General features: G+C 57.9%; 22 protein-coding genes. 3 read left to right on the top strand and 19 right to left on the bottom strand.

Translation table 11 applies throughout. The features are described from left to right. Nucleotides 1–42: 42 nt before the first annotated feature. The 13 genes from queF to Q7S20_07840 form a co-directional block, all read right to left on the bottom strand. Nucleotides 43–435 (bottom strand): preQ(1) synthase, encoded by a 393-nt coding sequence (queF, locus tag Q7S20_07900; GenBank protein MDO8501752.1) that lies wholly within the window; start codon nt 433–435, stop codon nt 43–45. Nucleotides 436–469: 34 nt separating this feature from the next. Beyond that, nucleotides 470–1,399: a rhomboid family intramembrane serine protease gene (locus Q7S20_07895; protein MDO8501751.1), complete on the bottom strand. Its 930-nt coding sequence runs from the start codon at nt 1,397–1,399 to the stop codon at nt 470–472. Nucleotides 1,400–1,458: 59 nt separating this feature from the next. After that, nucleotides 1,459–2,481 (bottom strand): D-alanine--D-alanine ligase, encoded by a 1,023-nt coding sequence (locus tag Q7S20_07890; protein ID MDO8501750.1) that lies wholly within the window; start codon nt 2,479–2,481, stop codon nt 1,459–1,461. 4 nt (nt 2,482–2,485) lie between these two features. Then, complete coding sequence (locus Q7S20_07885; protein ID MDO8501749.1) at nt 2,486–3,883, bottom strand: pyridoxal-phosphate dependent enzyme; 1,398 nt, start codon at nt 3,881–3,883, stop codon at nt 2,486–2,488. Beyond that, on the bottom strand, nt 3,883–4,344 hold the full coding sequence (locus Q7S20_07880; GenBank protein ID MDO8501748.1) for an energy transducer TonB: 462 nt from the start codon (nt 4,342–4,344) through the stop codon (nt 3,883–3,885). The genes Q7S20_07885 and Q7S20_07880 overlap by 1 nt, the downstream gene beginning before the upstream one ends. Nucleotides 4,345–4,353: 9 nt before the next feature. After that, a complete protein-coding gene (gene mutS, locus Q7S20_07875; GenBank protein MDO8501747.1) occupies nt 4,354–7,023 on the bottom strand; it encodes a DNA mismatch repair protein MutS in 2,670 nt (889 codons plus the stop codon). Further along, nucleotides 7,020–8,045, bottom strand: coding sequence for an SPOR domain-containing protein (locus tag Q7S20_07870; protein MDO8501746.1), 1,026 nt, complete (start codon nt 8,043–8,045; stop codon nt 7,020–7,022). Before Q7S20_07870 ends, mutS begins: the two co-directional genes overlap by 4 nt. A 19-nt stretch (nt 8,046–8,064) precedes the next feature. Further along, nucleotides 8,065–9,123: a DNA polymerase III subunit delta gene (gene holA / locus Q7S20_07865; protein MDO8501745.1), complete on the bottom strand. Its 1,059-nt coding sequence runs from the start codon at nt 9,121–9,123 to the stop codon at nt 8,065–8,067. Between the two features lie 44 nt (nt 9,124–9,167). Beyond that, on the bottom strand, nt 9,168–9,695 hold the full coding sequence (locus tag Q7S20_07860; GenBank protein ID MDO8501744.1) for a hypothetical protein: 528 nt from the start codon (nt 9,693–9,695) through the stop codon (nt 9,168–9,170). A gap of 75 nt (nt 9,696–9,770) precedes the next feature. After that, complete coding sequence (locus Q7S20_07855; protein MDO8501743.1) at nt 9,771–10,481, bottom strand: sigma-70 family RNA polymerase sigma factor; 711 nt, start codon at nt 10,479–10,481, stop codon at nt 9,771–9,773. 180 nt (nt 10,482–10,661) lie between these two features. Further along, nucleotides 10,662–11,216, bottom strand: coding sequence for an NUDIX hydrolase (locus Q7S20_07850; protein MDO8501742.1), 555 nt, complete (start codon nt 11,214–11,216; stop codon nt 10,662–10,664). A gap of 22 nt (nt 11,217–11,238) precedes the next feature. After that, nucleotides 11,239–12,597, bottom strand: a complete 1,359-nt coding sequence (locus tag Q7S20_07845; GenBank protein MDO8501741.1) for a pitrilysin family protein — start codon at nt 12,595–12,597, stop codon at nt 11,239–11,241. After that, entirely contained in the window at nt 12,594–13,907 is a 1,314-nt protein-coding gene (locus Q7S20_07840) for a pitrilysin family protein (protein ID MDO8501740.1), read from the bottom strand. Before Q7S20_07840 ends, Q7S20_07845 begins: the two co-directional genes overlap by 4 nt. Before the next feature lie 74 nt (nt 13,908–13,981). On the opposite strand from Q7S20_07840, the gene Q7S20_07835 reads away from it, so the two are divergent. Next, a complete protein-coding gene (locus tag Q7S20_07835; protein MDO8501739.1) occupies nt 13,982–14,812 on the top strand; it encodes an alpha/beta hydrolase in 831 nt (276 codons plus the stop codon). A 51-nt stretch (nt 14,813–14,863) separates the two neighbouring features. On the opposite strand, the gene Q7S20_07830 is transcribed toward Q7S20_07835, so the two are convergent. The 5 genes from Q7S20_07830 to Q7S20_07810 all read right to left on the bottom strand — a co-directional run bounded on the left by Q7S20_07830 (nt 14,864) and on the right by Q7S20_07810 (nt 19,871). Continuing rightward, on the bottom strand, nt 14,864–16,321 hold the full coding sequence (locus Q7S20_07830; protein MDO8501738.1) for a pitrilysin family protein: 1,458 nt from the start codon (nt 16,319–16,321) through the stop codon (nt 14,864–14,866). After that, on the bottom strand, nt 16,318–17,691 hold the full coding sequence (locus tag Q7S20_07825; GenBank protein ID MDO8501737.1) for a pitrilysin family protein: 1,374 nt from the start codon (nt 17,689–17,691) through the stop codon (nt 16,318–16,320). Before Q7S20_07825 ends, Q7S20_07830 begins: the two co-directional genes overlap by 4 nt. Further along, nucleotides 17,688–18,188 carry a YdcF family protein gene (locus tag Q7S20_07820; protein ID MDO8501736.1) on the bottom strand — a complete coding sequence of 167 codons (501 nt, stop codon included), beginning with the start codon at nt 18,186–18,188 and terminating at the stop codon, nt 17,688–17,690. Before Q7S20_07820 ends, Q7S20_07825 begins: the two co-directional genes overlap by 4 nt. Before the next feature lie 117 nt (nt 18,189–18,305). After that, nucleotides 18,306–19,688, bottom strand: coding sequence for an MBL fold metallo-hydrolase (locus tag Q7S20_07815; GenBank protein ID MDO8501735.1), 1,383 nt, complete (start codon nt 19,686–19,688; stop codon nt 18,306–18,308). A gap of 6 nt (nt 19,689–19,694) precedes the next feature. Then, nucleotides 19,695–19,871, bottom strand: a complete 177-nt coding sequence (locus tag Q7S20_07810) for a hypothetical protein (protein MDO8501734.1) — start codon at nt 19,869–19,871, stop codon at nt 19,695–19,697. 90 nt (nt 19,872–19,961) lie between these two features. Between Q7S20_07810 and upp the strand changes: the two genes are divergently transcribed. Further along, entirely contained in the window at nt 19,962–20,612 is a 651-nt protein-coding gene (gene upp, locus Q7S20_07805; GenBank protein MDO8501733.1) for a uracil phosphoribosyltransferase, read from the top strand. 28 nt (nt 20,613–20,640) lie between these two features. On the opposite strand, the gene Q7S20_07800 is transcribed toward upp, so the two are convergent. Further along, a complete protein-coding gene (locus tag Q7S20_07800; GenBank protein ID MDO8501732.1) occupies nt 20,641–20,763 on the bottom strand; it encodes a hypothetical protein in 123 nt (40 codons plus the stop codon). A gap of 98 nt (nt 20,764–20,861) precedes the next feature. Here Q7S20_07800 and Q7S20_07795 point away from each other — a divergent pair, with 98 nt between their 5' ends. Next, entirely contained in the window at nt 20,862–21,815 is a 954-nt protein-coding gene (locus tag Q7S20_07795; GenBank protein MDO8501731.1) for a hypothetical protein, read from the top strand. Nucleotide 21,816: the final 1 nt, after the last annotated feature.

Here is a 21,816-nt window from a genome sequence, read left to right as displayed (position 1 = left end):
TGAGGGAATCCTTCACCGATTCACCGAAGGTCTCTCCCGCCTTCACCGTTTTCCTTTCTCCGCCGTGATCACCGACTTGATCCCGCCTCTGAGATTGAAATCGCCCACAACCTGCATCCACTTGGGATTCGCCGCCGCAACGAGATCGTCCAGAATCCGGTTGACGGCCCGCTCGTAGAATATTCCGTCGTTACGAAAGCTCCACAGATAGAGCTTGAGACTCTTCAGCTCGAGGCATACTTCTGCGGGCAGATAGGTAATCCTGATGATCCCAAAATCCGGAGCTCCGCCCTTTAGCAGCGCAAGCTCCTCCGCGTCGCTCTCGATTCCGCCCAGCGGGCAGAGCGACGTGAACTCGTTGCAATCCATGTGGATTTCGTAGTCGCGATCCGCGTACGGATTCGCGAAAGTCTCAAGCAGGTCGGGCTTCGGCATTCCGAACTATGCACGATTCGGGATGCCGTTTCAATCAGTGGATGTCGCGCCCCTTGAGCTTTCGTGACATCTCATCAAGAACCTGCAGCTCTTCGCTCGTCAGGCTCTCGATCCCATGTTTCGAGATCTTGTCGAGCACCATGTCCAGCCGCTCCGCCGACTCCCGTGAGCCGTCACTGCCTGCTCTCGGAAGAAGCGCTCGGCGGGTGGTCTTCGCTGCGACGGCGTTGCTCTTCGCGACAACCTCGTCGATGCCCTCGGCGTGTTCCTCGCGGTTACGATTCCTGTGCGTCCGTGGTATCGCCCGAAATGCGTCCTCCGGCTCGTCCGGTACCGGTGAGACCCATCGTCTGAAATTGTCGAGACCGCCGAATGCTGACACACGCAGATAGACCCAGCCGAATCCGAGTCCGCCCAGATGTGCGAACCATCCTATCCCGGAGCCGCCTTTAGTGGACGATATGCCCATGGCGAGATTGATCAGCCCGAGCCAGACGACGAGCCAGCGTGTCTTCATCGGAATCACGCCGAAGATGTAGACCTCTTCGTCGGGCCACCTCAGAGCATAAGCGAGCAGCACTCCCATTATCGCCGCCGATGCTCCCACCAGTCCCGCATTCCCCCCCAGTAGCAGATGGGCGACGCTACCACCGATTCCGCACCAGAGATAGAAGTACGTGAAGCTCCGCGCGCCCCAGACGTTCTCGATTCGCGGCCCGAACATCCACAGCGACAGCATGTTGAACGCAAGATGCCAGAGCCCCGCATGGACGAACATGTAGGTGGCAATCGTCCACCACGCAGACGGGAAGTGGCCGGGATCGAGTCCCATCACGCCGAATACGCCTTCCGCACCGAACAGCGTGACCTGAAGGAAATACACTCCGACGTTCGCCGCGATCAGCCACTGCACGGCTGGCGTCATTCTGGGTTGCGGAGGCGAATCGTACAGCGCGTCGGACATGAGAGCCTGCTTACTGCGTTGGGTTTTCTTCTATAACACTGATCGTGCCGCGCGGTTCCTCACTTGCCTGCAGAACGAACTATCTCTTCACACAATTCCGGAAAAGACAGTCCCGCCGCGGCCGCGCCCTGTGGTATCAGGCTGAACTCCGTCATCCCGGGCAGGGTGTTGGCCTCGAGACAATAGAACCCTCCACCACTATCTCCATCATCGGACTTCGACAGCCGAAAATCAATCCGTGCATAACCACTAAGCTTGAGCGCCCTGAAAGCCGCCAGTGCCTGCTGCTGCACGAGCGAGGTCTGCTCGACTGAGAGCCTCGCCGGAAACTCTTCCTTCGCCATGCCGGCCGTGTACTTGCACTCGTAGTCGTAGATCTCGTGCACCGGGATAATCTCACCCACGGGCAACGCTCGATCACCGAGTATTCCCACTGTCAACTCACGCCCGGCGATGAACTGCTCGATCATTACCTCGTCATCATAACGCCACGCTTCTTGAATCGCCGGCTGCAGCTGCTCGGCCTGCTTGACGACCGACAGGCCCACGGTGGATCCCTGCTTCGAGGGTTTCACTATCACTGGAAAACCCAGCGTATTTTCGACTTCCTCGATCGTTGCGGGCGCCATGAGCCAGTTCGCAGTCTGCACTCCCGCGGCCCGGAAGAGCTTCTTCGAAAGATCCTTGTCCATCGCCAGCGCACTCGAGAGATGTCCACTGCCTGTGTATTTCACGTGCGCCATGTCAAGCAGCGCCTGAAGCGTTCCATCCTCGCCCATGCCTCCATGCAGCGCCAAAAACACGACGTCCGCACCGGATATCTCGGGAAGTGCTTCGAGCGCTGGCAGAAATGCTCCCCCGGTGCTCCGGGCCAGCGCGTCGAGAGACGGCGGTTCGGTGCCGACAGCGCTTAACGCCAGTCTCTGCTCTTCTTCTCGGCTGATCAGTCCCTTTGACGGGTCGAATGCGATCACGTCGTGACCGCGCGATCGCAGAGCGAGCACGATTCGCATGCCCGACGCGAGCGAAACGTTTCGCTCGGCCGACGAGCCACCCATCAAAACCGTGATCTTCAACTTCATGCTCCTACCGGCTCATCATGTAATGCAGCATGTCCGATCGCGTCACGATTCCATCAATCACTCCGTCGTTTCGAACGAGAACCGCAGGATTCGACTTGGAGAGCAGCCTTACAACGCTCTCCACTGGCTGGTCTCCCGACACCATCGGAAACGGAGAATCCATCACCTCACTCACGGTCGCGTCGAGAAGCTTCGGATTCTCCAGGCTCTTCTGTGACAACGACCAGTCGCTTACGGAACCAACACAGTTCTGGCCTTCCATCACAGGAAGCTGTGAGATGTCGTGAAGCGACATCAGCCCGAGCGCCTGACGAACGGGTGCGCCGGGTGTGGTGCTGACCACCGCTGGCGTCTCAGCTCCCTTTCGACCCAGGACATGCATGAGCGTCACGCGGGTTGAATCCAGCAGCTGGTTTTCCTGCATCCACTCATCGTTGTAGAGCTTCGAGAGATACCGTTCTCCCGTGTCGCACAGCACGGCTACGACGAATGCATCGGGATCGTTCACCTCGCGCGCCACACGCAAGGCGACGTGAGTAATGAGCCCCGACGAGCCGCCAACGAACAATCCTTCTTCACGGGTGAGACGCCGCGCCATCGTAAACGCGTCCTTGTCGCTGACCGACTCGAAATCGTCGATCACGCTCATATCGAGCGCTCCGGGAATTTTGTCCTGACCGATTCCCTCGATCTTGTACGGCACTCCTTCACGAACCTCCTTGCCGTCCGTGCGCCAATGGTCCGCCAGAATGGAGCCGACGGGATCACCGGCAATGATGCGGATCTTCGGGTTCTTCTCCTTCAGGTAGCGCCCGACCCCAGTGATCGTCCCGCCTGTCCCAGCCGCTGCTACGAAATGCGTGATGCGGCCTTCGGTCTGCTCCCAGAGCTCGGGCCCGGTGGTGTCGTAATGAGCCTGAGGGTTTGCTTCATTGTAGAACTGGTCGGCAAGAATTGCGTTGGGCGTTTCTTTTGCGATTCTCCTTGCCATTGTCACGTAACTGTCGGGATGGTCTGGCGGCACTGCCGTGGGCGTGATGATCACTTTGGCGCCGAACGCCTTGAGCAGACGCACTTTTTCCTGGGACATCTTGTCCGGCATCGTGAAGATGCATTTGTAGCCGCGGAGTGCCGCTGCGATCGCCAGCGCTATTCCGGTGTTGCCGCTGGTACCCTCGACGATCGTGCCGCCTGGCTTGAGACGACCCTCCCGCTCTGCGCGCTCGATGATCGGCATCGCGATTCTGTCCTTGACCGATCCACCGGGATTGAAGAATTCCGCCTTGCCGTAGACCGGCGTGCGAATTCCACGCGTAACCGCGTTAAATCGTATAAGTGGCGTCCACGCGATAGTCTCCAGCACACTCGCGTACGGCCGTTTGTTTCGCTCCTGGAGAGCCATCAGCGGTTCGTGTTGGCGGGCTGTGCTCCGGATCCACCCTTCTGGAGAATCGTGTCGCCGGGAAGCGGCGATGCCTCCGGGTGACGGAAATACACCGGAAACAGAATCGACACCGGCACCGCCCGTCCCCGTGTTTTTGCCGGAACAAACCGAAGGTCCTTCGATCCCTTGACCGCCGCGGAATCCATCGGAGGGTAGCCAGAGCTTTCGGCGACATGTGTCGACTCGGTCACGATCTGCCCCTCTTTGTCAATGAACACCCTGAGCGTCACGTTGGCTTGCACCTTCTTCGAGTAGAGCGAAGAAGGATATCTGAACGGAAGATCCTCGTTCAATATCACCGGAAGAATGTCAGGTCTCGGCCCCACTCCAAAAAATGTCCCATTCGGCGCCCCATCCTTTCGGCAGCTCGCCAGGGTCCCAAACGCCATCACTGCCAGTATCCGGACTTTCATCGACATCACGATAATCTACCCCTGCCTTGCGCGACTCACGAGTCGATTCAATAGCGTCAGCGCCTCGAGCGGCGTCATGGAATCAGGATCGACCTTTCTGAGCTCGGCCACCACCGGATGATGTGCACTCGCGAACAGTCCCAGTTGATCCGATCCCATCGTTCCGTCTTCACCGCTTCCGCCCTGCTCTTTTTCCGCCCCCTCAGGCCCCGTCTTTCTATGACTGCGTCCGCCGAGCGCCGACACGATCTGCTCACCTTCGAAGAGCGCAAGCAGTTTCCTCGCCCGCTCCAGTACCACCGTCGGCAAGCCTGCCAGCCGCCCCACCTCTATCCCGTACGAGCGATCGGCCCCTCCCGCAACAAGCCGATAAAGGAACAGCACCTGATCGCCTGCTTCCTTTACTTCCACGCTATAGTTGCAAGCGGCTACTAATTCATCGGTGAGCTGCGTCAGCTCGTGGTAGTGCGTTGCGAACACGGTCTTGCACTTCACCACGTCGTGCAGGTGCTCGCTCACCGACCATGCGATTGACACCCCGTCGTATGTCGACGTGCCACGCCCGATTTCGTCCAGCAGCACCAGGCTCCTCTGCGTCGCCGTGTGGAGGATCGCACTCGTTTCCGACATCTCCACCATGAACGTGGACTGACCGCGCACAAGGTTGTCGCTCGCCCCCACCCGTGTAAAGAGCCGATCTACCACGCCAATTTCCGCTGCTGCTGCAGGAACGAAGCTCCCGATTTGCGCCATTAGCACGATCAGCCCGATCTGTCGCAGGATCGTGGATTTGCCGGACATGTTCGGTCCGGTAAGAATGATCATCCTTGCCGATTCCGGCAGTCCCACGTTGTTGGGAATGAATTTCTCCCTCGCCATCATCCGCTCCACCACCGGATGTCGGCCGCCGGTAATCACGAGATCGAAGCCATCGGTTATCACCGGACGCACGTAACCCTCACGCTCGGCCACTTCGGCAAACGTCGAGAGAACGTCGAGTTCCGCAGTGATCTGCGCCGCGCATTGCAGCCTGCGGATCTGTGCTCCAGTTCTTTTTCTGAGCGCTTCGAAGAGCTCACGCTCGCGCTCTTCGATTCGTTCCGCAGCTGTAAGAACTTTTTCTTCGTGCTCCTTCAACGCCGGAGTGACGTATCGTTCCGCCCCCGTGAGCGTCTGCCTGCGTTGATAGTCGCCAGGCACGAGATGGGCATTGGCGTTCGTCACTTCGATGAAGTATCCGAACACCCGATTGTAGCCCACTTTGAGGGAATTGATCCCGGTGCGCGCCCGCTCTTCCATCTGAATGCGCGCGATCGCGTCCTTTCCGCCGTCACGCAGCGAGCGCCATTCATCGAGCCTGGTATCCACTCCGTTGTGAATGCAGATCTCTTCGCCCATCACGATCGGTGGCCGCTCCACAATCGTCGCGATGATGTCGGCGGCGAGATCAGCACATGCGTCCCATCGCTCCATTACCTTGGAAAGCGGCCCCAATGCGACCCCCGTGGTTCCTGCCAGCTTCTCCAGCACGGCGTACACGTCCGGCAGTCTGGCGATGGAATCACCCAGCGCGCGAAGATCGCGCGGTGTCCCACGACCCACTGCCGCCTTGCTGGCCAGGCGCTCGATGTCACGGACACCGTCGAGCGCCGTACGCAGAGCTTCCCGTCCTATCGGATCCCGTGCAAACGCAGCGACAGCGTCGAGACGTGCGTCGATCTCTCTACAATTCGTCAGCGGCGTAAGTATCCATTGCCGGAGAAGACGCGATCCCATTGGGGTAAGCGTCCTATCCAGCACTGACAATAGTGTCCCGCCAGTGTCGCCACCACGTAGAGACTCTACAAGCTCCAGATTCCGCCGCGTCATTTCGTCCAGCGGCATGGTGCCTCCCGGACGCTCCATCGTCGGACGCGAAAGATGCGGCACGCCTCCCGGCTGAAGCTCATGCATGTATCGCATGAGCGCGCCGGCCGCGGCTAGCGCTGGCGCATCCTTTTCACCAACACCAAGCCCTTCCACCGACGCAACGCCGAAATGCCTGGCCAGGTCACTCGACGCAAGTGCCGCATCGAACTCCCACGGCTCACGCTCCGTAACAAGAGCTCCTTCGTCGTGGCTCTGCTGCACCAGCTTCATTGCCGGACTCAGTCCGCGCGCAACGAGGATTTCCCGCGGAGAGAGACGTGACAACACGGCGTCGGTGTCACCGGATGCGGTCACTATCAGTCGCAGCTCGCCCGTTGACAGGTCGGCTGCCGCGATTCCAACTTCCTCGTCCGCCGGAAAAACCGCACACAGGAAGTTGTTCCGTGCACGATCGAGCAGATCGTCCGCAAACGCCGCACCGGGTGTTATCGTCTCGATTACTTCGCGCCGCACTATTCCTTTTGCCTGTCGGGGATCTTCGGTCTGCTCGCAGATCGAGACGCGGAATCCCTGCTGCACCAGGCGTCGCAGATATTCGGCAGCCGCTTTCACCGGCACTCCGGCGAGTGGGACTTCAGCGGCTCCGCCGTTGTTCCTCGAGGTCAGAGTCAAGCCAAGGGCGCGCGATGCGATCTCCGCATCCTCATAAAACATCTCGTAGAAATCACCCATCCGGAAAAACAGGATCGCATTCTGATGCCGATCCTTGATTTCCCGGTACTGCTGCATCAACGGTGTTGATGTGGCGCGGCTCACCGGGTGTTGGCCTGTACAACGAACCCGGTTATTTGCTTCGCCTTGAGTGACCGCTGGACGGCGCTCGCTTGCGCCTGTGTCGCGTACCTGCCGATGCGAACCCTGAACGGCGCGCTGGTTCCATCTACGCGCGCTTCGTAGCCGCTCTTCTTCAGTTTGGCGACCATCGCGTCCGCCTGCGACTTCACGTTGTAGGCCGCAACCTGAACCGAGTAACCGCGATTGCCCCTCGCCAGCGCAGCGCTCGGCTCAATCATGCTCGGCTCGGTATCACGTGGCTTTGCAGAAGGCTGCGATACCTGCTGTCGGGGTGGCGTTACTTTTACCGGTTCGGGAGTGGCTGCGACGGGCGCTGTGACCGCGACCTTCGTACTGTCCGCCGCAACTGGAGCCGTACCCGGATCTGCCGTTACGGAAGCAGTGGCTACAGAAGCCGGCGGTGACAGTGCCGGCCCCGCCAGTACCACGCCTGCACACCGCTGGTTCAGATAGTTGATCTGATTCCGCAGCTCGGCATCGTCTTCACTCGTGCGCCCGAGAGCATCAGCGGTCGCGCTGCATCCGCCTTGAACATCGTTTTTCTCGAACATGGCTCGCGCCATCCAGTAGGCGGCACGTGCCCGTACCGGACTCTGGGGATGTTCCGTAGCCAGGCGATTCAGGTGCCGCAGTGCACCATCGTAGTTCGCGCGCGCGATCTCCAGCTGCGCGAGCCGGATCAGCGCGTCCTCGACCCTTGGCGAAAGTGGGTAATCCACCACGATCCGCTTGTAATCCATCTCCGCGTCGGCCGCGGTCGCTGCAAGCACCGCACGCCAGTAGATGCCTTCAGCGTAATTGTTGGATCCCGGAGCAGTGACCGCAATCATCGAGTCCACGAGTGCGCGTCCCTGCGCGGCATTTCCATCATTCACCATCGTCTGCGCCCTCCTGTAGACAGGATTCAGACCGGTGGTTCCCTGCGCCGTCGCGACGACCGGGCATAGTGCCAGGATCGCTCCACACCAGAACATTCTCGACATTTTCACTGTCCTCACTGCGTTATGCCGCGATGCTGCGTTCGTCGTCCACACACATTGACAGGACTAGCGTCGCCATGACCTGCTCCTCGGACGAGAACCTTGTTTCCTTGAGCGCTATGTCCGCCTCAAGAAGAGAATCGAGCGCGCGCCCTAAAGACTGTTCGTTCCATCGATCCACCGCCCCTGTCCAGGCCGCGACGGCGGATCCCCACGGCCTCCCGGTAAAAGCTGATCCGGACTGCTTGAGGAATCCGAAGTATTCGCTCTGCAGCCTGCTCTGCGACAACCCTTCATTCCGTCTCGCCCGACCCCACGCCAACGCGATTGTCTGCGTCGCCAGGGCCATTACCAGCGACACGGCCGTTGTCTTCGGCTGACTGAGAATCTGCGGCACGAGCTCGAGTGCCCGCGGCACGTTGCGACGCGCAATTTCGTCAAGAAAATCCGCCATCGTTTCGCCACGACGCACCCCTACCACCGCGGTCACGTCCGACTCCACGATCTCATGGCCCTGAACAAAGCTCGCAAGCTTGTCCAGCTCTGCGACAAGCTGGTGCAGGTCAGTTCCCACTGCGCTTTGCAGAAGCTCTGTCGCCTCAGCCGATATTCGCATCTGAAATTGGGTGGACGCATAATGTGCGATCCATTTTGGAATCTCGTCTGCCGTCAGAAAATCGAATTCCAGGGAAGTCGAGTTTTTGGCCAAGTCCTTTTCTGTCTTTCCACCGGACGTCTCTACAAGAAGCAGCAGGACATCAGGAGACGGCTTCGACAGGTACCGGTCCATCACCTTCCGCACGTCCTTCTTAAGCGCGCTGGCATCACGAATCACGACCACTCTGCGATCGGCCATCATCGGCAATGCCGACAACGCGGCGTCGAGGGACTTGGCATCGGTATCCTGCGCACGCTTGATTTCCATGTTGAAATCAAGCATTGCCGGCTCCACGGCCGCCTCGATAAGCTGTCTCATCGCATCTTCTTTCTGAAAATCGTCCTCCCCGCAGATGTAATACGCCCCATCGAATGTGCCTCTCTTGAGGGCGTCACTAAGGGTCTTGGGGGCGGTCGCGGACATGATGCTAATATAGATGTCCGCTGGCGGCTGACGTGCTTCTGCTTCTACCTGGTAGCAGGCGTCAGATCGGCCGAAGCGAAATGGACAGGGGTCTGCTCAGCGAAAAGTGCGGCAGTCCAGATCAGCAAGCCGGCGGGTACTGAAGCTACCATGGCTGGCGCTGGAGCCATCATCGATACCGTACCCGGAGAGGAAGCGGTGGCAACTACCGGAGGCAGTACGATGTCCTGCGGGAAATCCACCTGCCGGAGAGAAACTCCGATGTAGCCGAGCATGACAACGCTCGTGATCGCTACAGTCGCTGCAAATGTGAGGGCTCGTCCTGATTGTGCCGCCGTCGCATCTGCCACTCTTGCGTTACGAAGCTTCTGCTGAAGACACGCTGAAAAACCCGATGACGGCTCGATCACGGGAAGGCTGCGGAAAAGCATCAGCGACCGGCGGATGATCGCATCCTGTCGGGCGCATTCACCGCATTCGCCGATATGCACCTGCATGCCGACCAGTTCGACACCCGGCAGGGTGTCATCCACGAATGCGAAATGTTTTTTCCGGAATTCCCGACAGTCCATTTAGGCGGCTATGAGGGTTCGGATAGCAGTACCCGTCTCGAGGGCACTGGTTCCCGAATCCCTCAACGCTATCACCTATTCCAGATAGGGCGCAACAATCTCCGCGAACGAGTTTCTGGCTCTGTTCAGCCTCGATTTCACAGTGCCGAGATTGCAGTTGGTGATCTCGGCGATTTCTTCGTACGACTTCCCTTCGAGCTCCCGCAGGATGAACACGTTCCTGTGATGCTCCGGCAGCTTCGCTACTGACTCCTCGACGATCTCTCTCAGGTGGCGCTTCCGATACATGTCGTCAGGACGCGACCTGCTGTCCTCAAACTGTAGCGGACGATCCTCATCCTGCCAGTTTTTCTGAACCGTCTGGAAGAGAACAAGCGGATTCCTTGAGCGGTTCCGGAGCTCGTTCTTGGCCAGATTCGACGCGATCGTATAAGCCCACGTCGAGAATTTCTTCGAGCGATCGAACCTGTGAAGATGCCGGTATACCCGGATGAACACCTCCTGTACCAGATCTTCCGCCCTTTCACGGTCGCCAATGGTCCGGTATACAAAATTCAGAAGCCGCGTTTGGTATCTCTCGACGAGCTCGGAGAAAGCCCTCTCTTCCCCGCCCAGGAACGCGGTAACGACGGCTGAGTCATCCATCGTCTGCAACTGCTCCCTGACACTGGTCCCCTGAAGCTGGTCTACCTGCTTACGAGCAATAGTTGCCATTGCTGCTACCCCCAGAAATTGAGAATCTGATAAGGAAAGAATTGGGTCTGCCTCCTTATAGAGATTCTTCACGCATCTGATATAGCAGAGCATATGCCGATCTTGGAACGCGACGTAAGTCCTTATATATCAAGAAGATAGAACGTGGGAAGCCGTCCGGTTGTCCAGTTATGAATCATCAAGTGTCCACTCTTCCGGACACCTGTCCATTCTGGCTCTACGTCAATTGGATGCTTTTGGGTTCCAGGGGGTTTACCCACCCCGGCAAAATAAGCTTACGAAGAGAAGCCCTACGATTGTCTTGCCGTCCACGATTTTACCAGAATCGACCATTCTCAGGGCCGTCGATATCCGCATCGGCTGCAACTCTACGATTTCGTCGGACTCCAGTTGAGAAATCCCGGCCGTAAGTCCAGATGCCATGAAAAGGTGGATCCGCTCGTCGGTGAAGCCGGGCGTCGTATAGAAGGTTGTCAGCGGTTCCAGGATTTCCGCCGTGTATCCGGTTTCTTCCCTGAGCTCCCTTCCCGCACAAACCTCCGGGGCTTCCCCTGCATCGAGCCGGCCTGCCGGAATCTCGTACACATGTCCGCCGGCAGCGTACCGATACTGTCTGATGAGAAGGACTCTCGGGTCTTCATCAGATGGATCGTCCAGAAACGGTACTACCGCGCTTGCTCCCGGATGTCGCACCATTTCCAGCTCGCCGGTCGAGCCGTTGGGAAAGCGAACGGTATCCACGTCCAGAGACACGATCCGTCCTGCATAGACACGCCGCGACGCAACCTGCCCGGTGTCGGCGGACATTCTTTCTCCGTCCTGATCCTTCTTAGAAATCCGTCACCTCCCGCGTTCGCACTGAACCGAAGCCCAGCGCCTCAATCGACGACTTTACCAGTTCCGGATTCCCTACGACCACGATTTGCAGGCGCTCAGGCTGGACATGCTTTCTCGCGGCGTCAAGCACGTCGTGAGTCGTCACAGATCCGATGTTGGCCCTGTATCTGTCGTAATAGTCCTCCGGAAGATCGAACATCACAAGATTCGCCAGCGCCGATGCGATCGCCGAGGTCGTCTCGTAGCGAATTGGGAACACACCTTCCAGATAACTCGTCGCCAGCGTTAGCTCCTCTTCTCCAATTTCTTCTTCATGCATTCTATCAATCTCCTTTAGCGTCTCGGCGATTGCTTCCCTCGTCACTTCGCTCTGTACCGCCGTCGAGATCACGAAAGGACCAGACTGACGGCGCCAGTCGTAATACGACGACGCCCCGTATGTGTAGCCGTGCGCCTCGCGCAGATTGAGATTGATTCGTGATGAGAAGAGTCCACCAAGCACCGCGTTCATTACCACTATCGGGAAATAGTCCGGATGCGATCGCGGGACGCCCACGTGCCCGATCCTGAGCTCCGACTGCGCGGCATCAGGCTTCACAATTATCTCTATGGCCCGTGAGTCCCGGGCACCTCTGTCCGCGTCCACCGAGGACGTCTTGCGCTCGCCGCACCATTCGCTGAGCGCTGATTCGGCCAGAGTCACTGCTTCTTCGATCGTAATGTCCCCGGCCATTATCAACGTCGTCTGCGGCGGAACATAGTTGCACTCGTAGAAGCTCACGACATCGTCTCGCGAGAGGGACGATACGGAGCGGCTGTCACCGCTCATTGGCTGAGCGTACCGGGAATTGTCTGCATAGATGAAACGCGCAAACGATTCGTCAGCGAGGCCGCGCGGCTCCGTGAGGAGCTGCATTCTCTCGGCGAGACGCTCGGCCTTGAGACGCTCGATGTCTTCCGTCCGGAAACGTGGCTTCGTCAGCACCTCCGCGAAGATGCCAAACGCCGCCGCGAGCCTGTCTTTCAGCACCGTCATGCTTGCGACGGTGCTATCCCAGTCAGCACCGGCCTCGATGGAAGTACCCAGCTTCTCGAGATCCAGGGCGAGCCTGGTCCCATCGCGTGTAGTCGTGCCTTCTCTCAGCGCTTGTGCCGTGAGATTCGCGGTGCCTTCTTTCCCCTTCTTGTCCCCCAGTGCTGTCGCATCGACGACGGCAACGACACTGACGATGGGCAGTTTGTTTACGGAGGCAACAATAAGCGTCAGCCCGTTATCGAGTTGTCTCCGGACGAAATCCGGGAAATGGTATTCCCGCGCAGGACCCGGTTGCGGCCGTATAGCGACTGTCATGACACGGTCGCTCCAATCAGATCAGCGTCACTTTCGACAGCTCGTTCCGGCCGTGGAACATAGAGCAGCAGCGCCCTGTTGTCGGGCCCAAGTTTCTCGCAAGCAAATTCGCTTACCTGTGCCGCGGTTACCGAGTGATATCGGTCAGCTTGTTCATTGATGAGCGAAGGATCACCCAGCAGCGTTGCAAACATCGAGAGCCGGTCGGCCCGCTCGCTGGCAGACTGTAGGGCGGTGATCATGTCTGTCTGAATCAGCGCAACCGCACGTTCTACTTCTTCCTGTGTCACGCCGTCGCTCACCAGAATGTCGATTTCGTGCTCGACTTCTTCCTGCAGACGGTCGACCGTAATCTCCGGACGTGCCGTGACATCCACTATGAGAAGATCGCTTCCTTTGGCCAGATCGAACGTGAAGGCCGTCGTATCTGCCGCGACCTGCTTCTCCCTGACAAGGGAGCGGTACAACCTGCTCCCGCGGCGCATGCCGAGTATCGCGCCGCATACGCTTGCTATGTAGTATCCCTCGCTGCCGAAAACAGGCGACCGGAACGCCATATAGAGACGTGGAAGGCTTACGTCGTCTTCCACTACGAGGCGAAGTGTTTCACCAAATTTTTCCGGTAGCTCCATTCCTTCCAGAGGCGGTTTCCCCGCTCCACGCGGAACGGATCCGAAATACTGCTCCACCAGATTGCGGGCTTCTGCGGAATCAAAGTCTCCGGCTATTGATAAAACTGCGTTATCGGGCGTGTAGTACGTTCTGAAGAACTGCTCGACATCTTCAAGTGAAGCTTCCGAGAGATCTTCCATCGATCCGATCAGCGAGTGATGAAAGGGATGCGATTCCGGGAACACGAGGGCAGGTAGCCTCTCCCACCATGTTCCGTACGGCTGATTGTCCACCGACCACCGACGCTCATTCTTCACAACGTCGCGCTGTGTGTCCAGCTTCTTCTGCGTCATCGCTGGAAGTAGCGCTCCCATCCTGTCAGCCTCAAGCCATAATGCAAGCGCCAGTTGGTTTGACGGCACCGTCTCGAAGTAGTTGGTCCGCTCCAGCCATGTACTACCATTGAGCGTGCCTCCGGCCCGTTGTACCAGCTCGAAGTGCTCATTGGCACCTACATGTTCGGACCCCTGAAACAACATGTGCTCAAACAGGTGGGCGAAGCCCGTTCTGCCGACTCGTTCGTTGGCAGAGCCAACGTGGTACCAGAGATTCACGGCGACGATTGGGGCTGTATTGTCCCGCGACAGAGTTACCACAAGCCCGTTGTCCAGGCAAAATGACTCGATTGGTATTCGCATGCCGATAGATTGATTGTCCTTGCAAGGCAGAGTAACCCAATGCCGTCATGGTCTCAATCGCTCGCAGCCGGGTAATGACACAGATAGCTCTCATCGCGAGCTCGCTGCTCGCTCTTTTCGTTGTAGCGGTGATCTTCGCCTGGAGCTTTCAGGAGCGGATTGCCTTCCAGCCTCCACGTCCTCCGTATCCCGACGATGCGGGAATACACCGAGTTGGTTACTCGGCGTCAGATGGCAAGCGTTTGTTCGCATATCTGATTGGCAATCAGCAAGCGCCGCGCGGAATTCTGCTGGCATTCCACGGAAACGCCGACCTTGCCGTACGCCAGGTGGAATGGGCAAACGAAGCCGTTCGCAGAACCGGCATGACAGTGATGCTCGCAGAGTACCGTGGATACATGGGTCTCGCCGGCCGGCCGACATATGCCGGATCGAAGCTGGATTCCGAAGCGGCGTATCTCTTCATGAGACACAGCATTGGCGTACCCCCGGAAAAGATCGCGTTCTTCGGACATTCGCTCGGTAGCGCCATAGCCGTTGAGCTTGCAGTCGGCCATCCGCCCGCGGCATTACTACTCGAGTCACCGTTTACATCGGCCCGCGATATGGCTGGATTGATCATCAGATGGACTCCAGGTGTCATCTGGAGGATAGTATCACGACTCCATTTCGATACTGGCGCCAAAGTGGCGCAACTGGACATCCCAGTCTCCGTTGTCCACGGAGGTAGTGACCGACTGATCCCGCTTTGGATGGGCAGCCATGTATTCGCCGCAGCAAGGACGCAAGGTCGGTGGCTCCTCGTGCCGGATGCATTACACAACGACGTAAGAATAAAGGGAGGAGAGGGCTATTGGAGATGGGTGGTCGAGGCGCTTGATCCGATCATCACTTCATTCAAGTAAAAAGGGCCCGGAGTGTATGGACCCTTTCTGCTCGCCGCGACAGCCAGACACTCAGGGTAAGATTGGCTGGCCAAAGAAGTCACGAATCGTGATTGGACCGGCGTTGACCGCCTTGAGCCCGGACTCGATGCTCTTGCGGTCTCCCACGATGACGATCGCGAGCGATGCTGGATCTATGTACCGTCTCGCTACTTGTTGGACATCGGCCTGAGTCACACCCTCGATACTTGACACATAGTTGTTGTAGTAGTCGAGCGGCAGATCATACAGGGCAACCGGCACCAGCTGGCTGGCAATCTGCTGCGTAGTTTCAAAGTCGCCTGGCATTCCGAGTTGCAGCAGCCTCTTCGACTTCCGAAGCTCTGTCGCTGGCACTGTATCCCGGATCGCTGTCAGCTCTTTCATGAACTCGATCAGTCCTGAATCTGTTTTCGCCGCCACTATCTCAGCCGAAGCGATGAACGGGCCTGCGGAACGGCGCATGTCAAACCTCGACCGGGCTCCATAGGTGTAACCATGGGTCTCGCGGAGATTCTGGTTTAGCCTGCTCGTGAAAGAGCCACCGAGGATGGTGTTCATCACGTTCAAGGCGAAGTAATCCTTCGTCGAGCGAGGAACACCGATCAAGCCGATCCGGAACGATGACTGAGCGGCTCCCGGTTTGTCGATCAGATAGACCATGGTCACTCCAGCCCTTGGCGCCTCACCGAATATGACCGGTGTCACCGTTCCACCTTGCCACCCTCCGAATAGGGAGCCGATCTTGTTTTCGATCTGCGCCGGGATCACGTCCCCTACGATGATCAGTATCGAGTTGTTCGGAATGAAGTTGGCGCTATAGAACGCTTGCAAGTCGGCTATTGACATCGCGCTGATGGAGGCCTCAGACCCTATGAGGTTGTGGCCATAGGGATGAGCTGCGCCATAGAGAATGGATGCGTATGCCTGATCGGCGATCGCCGTAGGACGGTCCTTGAGCTGAATGAGACTCGTAAGCCGGTTCTTTTTGACACGCTCGAAGTCTTCTGCGGGAAATGAAGGCTGAAGCACCACGTCCGAGAACAGTGCCAACGCACTGTCGAGCTGAGATGTCGGAGTGTGAAGGCTCACCGTGTTTGCGTCCCAGTTACTCCCGGCCGAAAGACCGACACCCAGAAACGCTATCTGATCCGCGATCTGGAGGCTATTTCGCGTCATAGTGCCCTCGGTTAGCATCGCCGAAGTAAGGTTTGCAACGCCCCCTTTGGTGGCAGGGTCCGTCGTGCCCCCTCCTCCCGTCACAAGAACGAAATCGGCGAGCGGCAGCTCGTGCTGCTCGACAATCATGAGCTTCAATCCGTTCGGTAGCTGCCGCGTCACGATTGGAGGCAGAGACACCTTCGGAGGCAGTCCGAGAGTTGGCACCTTGGATCGGTCGATCGTGCGCTGTGACGTTGCCAGTGACGGCACGACAAGCAGTGTCACTGAGGCCGCGAGCGCTATTCTCGCACATGTGCTGCGCGGTCTCATCGGTCACCTCCGTTTGCTGTAAGCATCATCTCGCGCTTTCCCTCTGGAACTACCGTGAGCACGACCTTGTGCCGGCCGAGATACGTTTTCGCCACTCGCTGCACGTCGGCACGGGTGACATGATCGTAGCGCGCAGCGTCCTGCCGTACATAGTCGGGGTTGCCGGCGAGATAGTTGTACGAGTTGAGTGTTTCGGACTTGCCGAGCACTCCGGAAAGACGATTCAGAAAGCTCGAACGGAATGAGTTCTGGACTCGCTGTAGCTCGCGCTGGGTGACCGGCTCGTTCATCAGCCTTTGCAGCTCTTCCTTCACCACCTTGTCGATGGCTGCCAGGCTCTGGCCCGGCTTCGGGGTGATGTCAATCTCAAATCGGCCGGCCAGCTTGCTCGATTGCTGTGAGGCGAAGACGTTCTGCGCCACTTGCATGTCATAAACAAGTCTCTTGTACAGTCGCGAATTCTTTCCATTTGCCAATACTGACGCAAGAACATCGAGGGCCGCATCGTCCTTCTCGAACACCTTCACCGTTGGCCAATCGTAGAACACCCTCGGGAGTTGCACGCGGTCTTCCAGTACCATGAACGTGTCTTTCGCAAGCACAACGGGAGCTACCTTCGGCCGGGTGGGAAGCGTCGGTCCCCTCGGGATACTTCCGAAATACAGCTGCACCAGCTGCTTCGCATTAGCCGGATTAAAATCTCCGGCTATTGTAAGCGTCGCGTTATTCGGAGCGTAGTAAGTACGGAAAAAATTCTTGACATCCTCGAGCGACGCCGCACCCAGATCGGCCATGGACCCGATCACCGACCATGAATATGGATGACCCTTCGGATAAAGCGCCGCGAGGATCATTTCGTCTCCACGTCCGTAGGGGACGTTATCCACCCTCTCCCGGCGTTCGTTCTTCACCACCTCGCGCTGCAGGTCGAGCTTTGCCCTATCCATCGTGGAAAGAAGGAATCCCATCCTGTCCGAGTCGAGCCAGAGCGCAAGTGGCAGCGCGTTCGAGGGAAAGTTTTCGTAGTAGTTGGTCCGGTCTTCGGTAGTCGAGCCATTGTTATCCGCACCTGCTGCCTCGAGCTCCTTGTCGAACATGCCGACAGGCACATGTTCCGATCCCATAAACATGATGTGCTCGAACAGGTGCGCGAACCCGGTCCGGCCGATCTTTTCGTCGCCGGAACCAACCTTATACCATGTATTGACCGTGACGATCGGCGTCGAATGGTCTTCGTGCAGAATCACCTCCAGCCCGTTTGGAAGCGCGTACTTCTCGAACTTGATCTTCGGAATTACCTGAGCCCCTGCAATTATTGCAGTCGTTGTGGTGATTAAGACGCTAATCGCTATTAATAGTGCTCGTCTCACTTTTTCCTCTCGAATAGGAATGCCAGTGGTGCCTTGATCGATTCGCCCAGCATGTATCTCCAGCGCTTCTCCCTGTTTGGCGATATTGGACTCGTCCGGGTGGGGGAAGTGTAGGTCGTGAGCCCGAATCGCCTTCCAATTATGGACAGCCTCAGCATGTGGAATGGATCGCTCACCAGGATTACGGTCCTGATACCCTGGCTGCTGAGAATTCCCGCAACGCCCAGCATGGACTCGCGGGTAGTTCGCCCCTTGTCCTCGAGAAGAATCACCTCGTCCGGCACACCATGCTTCCGTGCATACTCTCTGCCGACCGCAGCTTCACTCGTGGTATCCCCGTATCCGCGGCCACCGGTCAGAACCAGGACCTTCCCCATCCCCTTATTCCACAGATCTATCCCGTGGTCAAGCCTGGCTCTCAGAACCGGTGACGGCTTGCCGTCATATTGCGCCGCGCCCAGCACGACGATGGATCCAGCCGGGCGGGCTTGGTCCATTGAGCTCCACACCAGAACAGCCGCCATCCACCCGGCCCAAAACACTGCAACGCCGAGAAGAAGGCTCACTACAATTCGACCCAGTGCCCTCAATGCCCAGCCCATCCCTGAAATTACCTAGAAGGCAACCCGTGTGTGGGGCTCCGGACAGCTCACGGAATAGCCCTTGGACGTAAGGCTCGTCCTGAACTCGTCCTGGACTTCGGCCTCACCATGCACAAGCCAGATGGGACCGAGCCGGGGTGAGGCCGCTTTGACTCTGTCTATCCACATCATCAGTTCCGTGCGATCCGCATGCGCGCTGTACCCGTTGATCACTTCGATCTGAGCCCTCAGTGGAACCTCGTCCCCGAATATCTTCAGCATCGGCTGCTTTTCGACAATTCGCCTACCAAGCGTGTGCTCCGCCTGGAACCCGACAATAAGGATCGTGTTTCTCGGATCGCTGGCTTCATTTGCCAGATGATGAAGTATACGTCCTGCTTCGCACATGCCGGATGCTGCAATGACAATCATCGGACCCTTAGCATGGTTGATCGCCTTCGATTCTTCCACATCACGCGTAAAATGAAGAAGCGGAAATTCGAACAGCTCCTTGACCCGCTTCACCATGTCCTCGGACTGGTCAAAGGTCTCCGGATGCATCTCGAACACGGTCGTCGTATCGATCGCGAGAGGGCTATCCATATAGACCGGGATCGACGGAATGGCTCCCTCTCGCAACAGTGAATGCAGGCTATAGAGCAGCTCCTGCGTCCGCCCGACTGCAAAGGCCGGTATCAGCACCCTTCCGCCTCTCGCCGCTGTCGCCCTGACTACCCGCGCCAGATGCGCACGCGCCCCATCAATCGATTCATGGTCGCAATTACCATAGGTGGATTCCATGATGACTGCGTCGGCGTTAGCTGGAGCTACCGGATCGCGTATTATCGCCAGTCCGGACCTGCCGATATCACCTGAAAACACAAGGCGCCTTGTCACGCCTCCTTCCGTGCAGTCGAGAATCACTGAAGCAGAGCCAAGGATGTGGCCGGCATCCACGTATGTCCCTCTCACGCCGGGCACCACGTCGAATGGCTTGTTGTACGGAACACCAATCATCAAATCCATTGTACGGGTGGCGTCCAGCATCCCATACAAGGGCTCGACGAAATCCTTGTTCTTCCTTGCCAGAAACTCAGCGTCCTTTTCCTGTATATGCGCCGAGTCGGCAAGCATCAGAGCGCTAAGGTCACGGGTCGCAGATGTAGCCCAGATCGCCTTTCCGTATCCCCGAGAAACGAGAAACGGAAGACGCCCTGCATGGTCGATGTGCGCGTGCGAGAGGACTACGGCATCGATGTCAGTGATGGGTAACGGCAGTGTCTTGTTCTTCTCCGCTGACTCCCTCCGCCTCCCCTGGAACATCCCGCAATCCAGAACCACCGTGTGATTGCTCACGTGCAGCAGATGACACGACCCTGTGACCTCCCGGGCTGCGCCTGCGAATGTGATTTCCAATTGGTCTCAGCCCTCGGCGATGGCGCTACGCTGAAAGAGGATCGTCAGACGCTGCTCGTCCTGCGACATGAGAGCCGGCTCCCACCCGCCCCGGCTTCGCTCGTTGAGAAGGTCCGTCAGGGTGTCCTCGTCTTCACGGGTGTGTCTGGTGAGCTTGACCACAACGGCCTGGTATTCTTTCATACAAACGGGAGATGAAGATATGTTAGAGTCGGATAATTCGTATCTTCAGGCGGTCATGCCAGTGAATTCACGGGGTAAACAGTACCGTAAATGATTGAACCGATCGCTGAGTTTCCGACGCTCACAATTATCCGGCATCCACTCGTCCAGCACAAGCTGACGATACTGCGAAATCGCGATACTCCGACGAAGATCTTCAAGGAGCTCGTCGATGAGATCGCAATGCTCATGGCGTATGAGGCCACGATCGATCTCACTGTCGAGCCGTTGGACGTCAGGACTCCGCTCGAGGCTACCGTCGGGCGACATATCAGCGGAAAGAAGCTCACTCTCGTTCCCATACTTCGCGCGGGACTTGGCATGGTGGAGGGTATTCTCCGCCTCGTTCCAGCCGCTCGCGTCGGACATATCGGATTATATCGCGACCACGATACCCTTCAGCCGGTGGACTATTACTTCAAGATCCCGGGTGATGTCGCCGAGCGAGATTTCTTCGTGCTCGATCCGATGCTTGCCACCGGAGGGAGCGCGGCAGCGGCTGTCAGTTCCCTCAAGAGAGCGGGTGCAACGCGGATCAGATTCCTCTGCCTAGTCGCCGCTCCGGCTGGAGTTCGGAAACTGGCGACAGATCATCCTGACGTTCAGATATACTGCGCCGCGCTCGACCGCGAGTTGAACTCCCAGGGCTACATTCTCCCCGGCCTCGGCGACGCAGGGGACAGGTTGTTCGGAACACGCTAGACAGGACGCTGCCGTACGTGACGCTTCACTAGCCGAACCATTCCTTCGGATCGGTCCTCTGCTGCTCGGCGGTGGTGGTGACCTGGCTCCACCTCGATGTCACCTTCGTCCTCATAGCACCGGGTGGCGCGTAAAGGAATTCTTGTGCCATGTTTTATTTTCGCTGCGAAGGATTATCGCTCTTGTTGGAAATTTCCAGTCAGAGTATTTTCTCGCATCCTTCGAGCGCGCCGCGCTCTCATCTCACTCATGACCTGGTTGTTGATGCTGATCAACCTGCTGCCTGACTTCTTCGCAGTCCTGAACAGCACCGATCGCATCGCGGCATACCTCCGCTACTTCGATAACCACCGCAGTCTCCTCGAAGCCTACTGGTCCAACTACGTCGTCGAGCCCGATAGTCCGCATTTCTCCGAAGTCGTGAAATCGGCGGCATTGGCGGGACGCACCGATTTACGGACGATGCTCGAAAGGATGGATGTAGTCACCCTGGCCCGGAACACCGAAGATCAATGTCGTACCCTTCTCGAGATTGATTCCGATATTGACGTCGTTCTCATGATCGGTGTCGGAGCGGCAAACGCTGGAGAGCTCGTCGTGAACGGTCGGGGAGTGGCTTTCGTATGCCTCGAGCACTTCACCAGCATAGCCAACCCGGAAACACGTGGACTGGGCCTGGACCCCGAGCTGATTCCACTCTGGCTCTCTCACGAGATTGCCCACGGGGTGCGTTATACCTCGCCGGGAAGCCGGAGTGAAATGCGGACCATCATCGACGAGATGAACGGGAGCTACTCCTATTGGGAGACCGGCAAGCGAGCGACCCTCCGAGAGCTCCTCATCAACGAGGGGATTGCCGTCCAGATTTCCCGCATGATCAGCCCCGGTCATGCTGCCTGGGAGTACTACGGATATGACCGGAGAGAATACGCCCGCATCCGTGAGATGGGGCCTGTCGTCGCTCGCTCTCTCATCGGGAATTTCGACAAGTCCGGGTTGGGCCTGCGCCTGAAATATCTGTCCGATGGAATGAGCGAAGATGCCCGGCGCGTCGGTGACTACGTGATACCTGACCGGTGTGGCTACTACATCGGCGCACGAATGGTCGAACAGGCAATGGCAACCAGGGGTGTCGCGTGGACGGTCCGCGCCAGCGCGTTGGAGATTGCCTCCATTTCGGGCGAAACCGCAGCTACCGCCTAAA

It is taken from the genome of Gemmatimonadaceae bacterium (assembly GCA_030647905.1).
Classification (GTDB): domain Bacteria; phylum Gemmatimonadota; class Gemmatimonadetes; order Gemmatimonadales; family Gemmatimonadaceae; genus UBA4720.
This window is presented reverse-complemented; position numbering and strand designations above follow the sequence as displayed.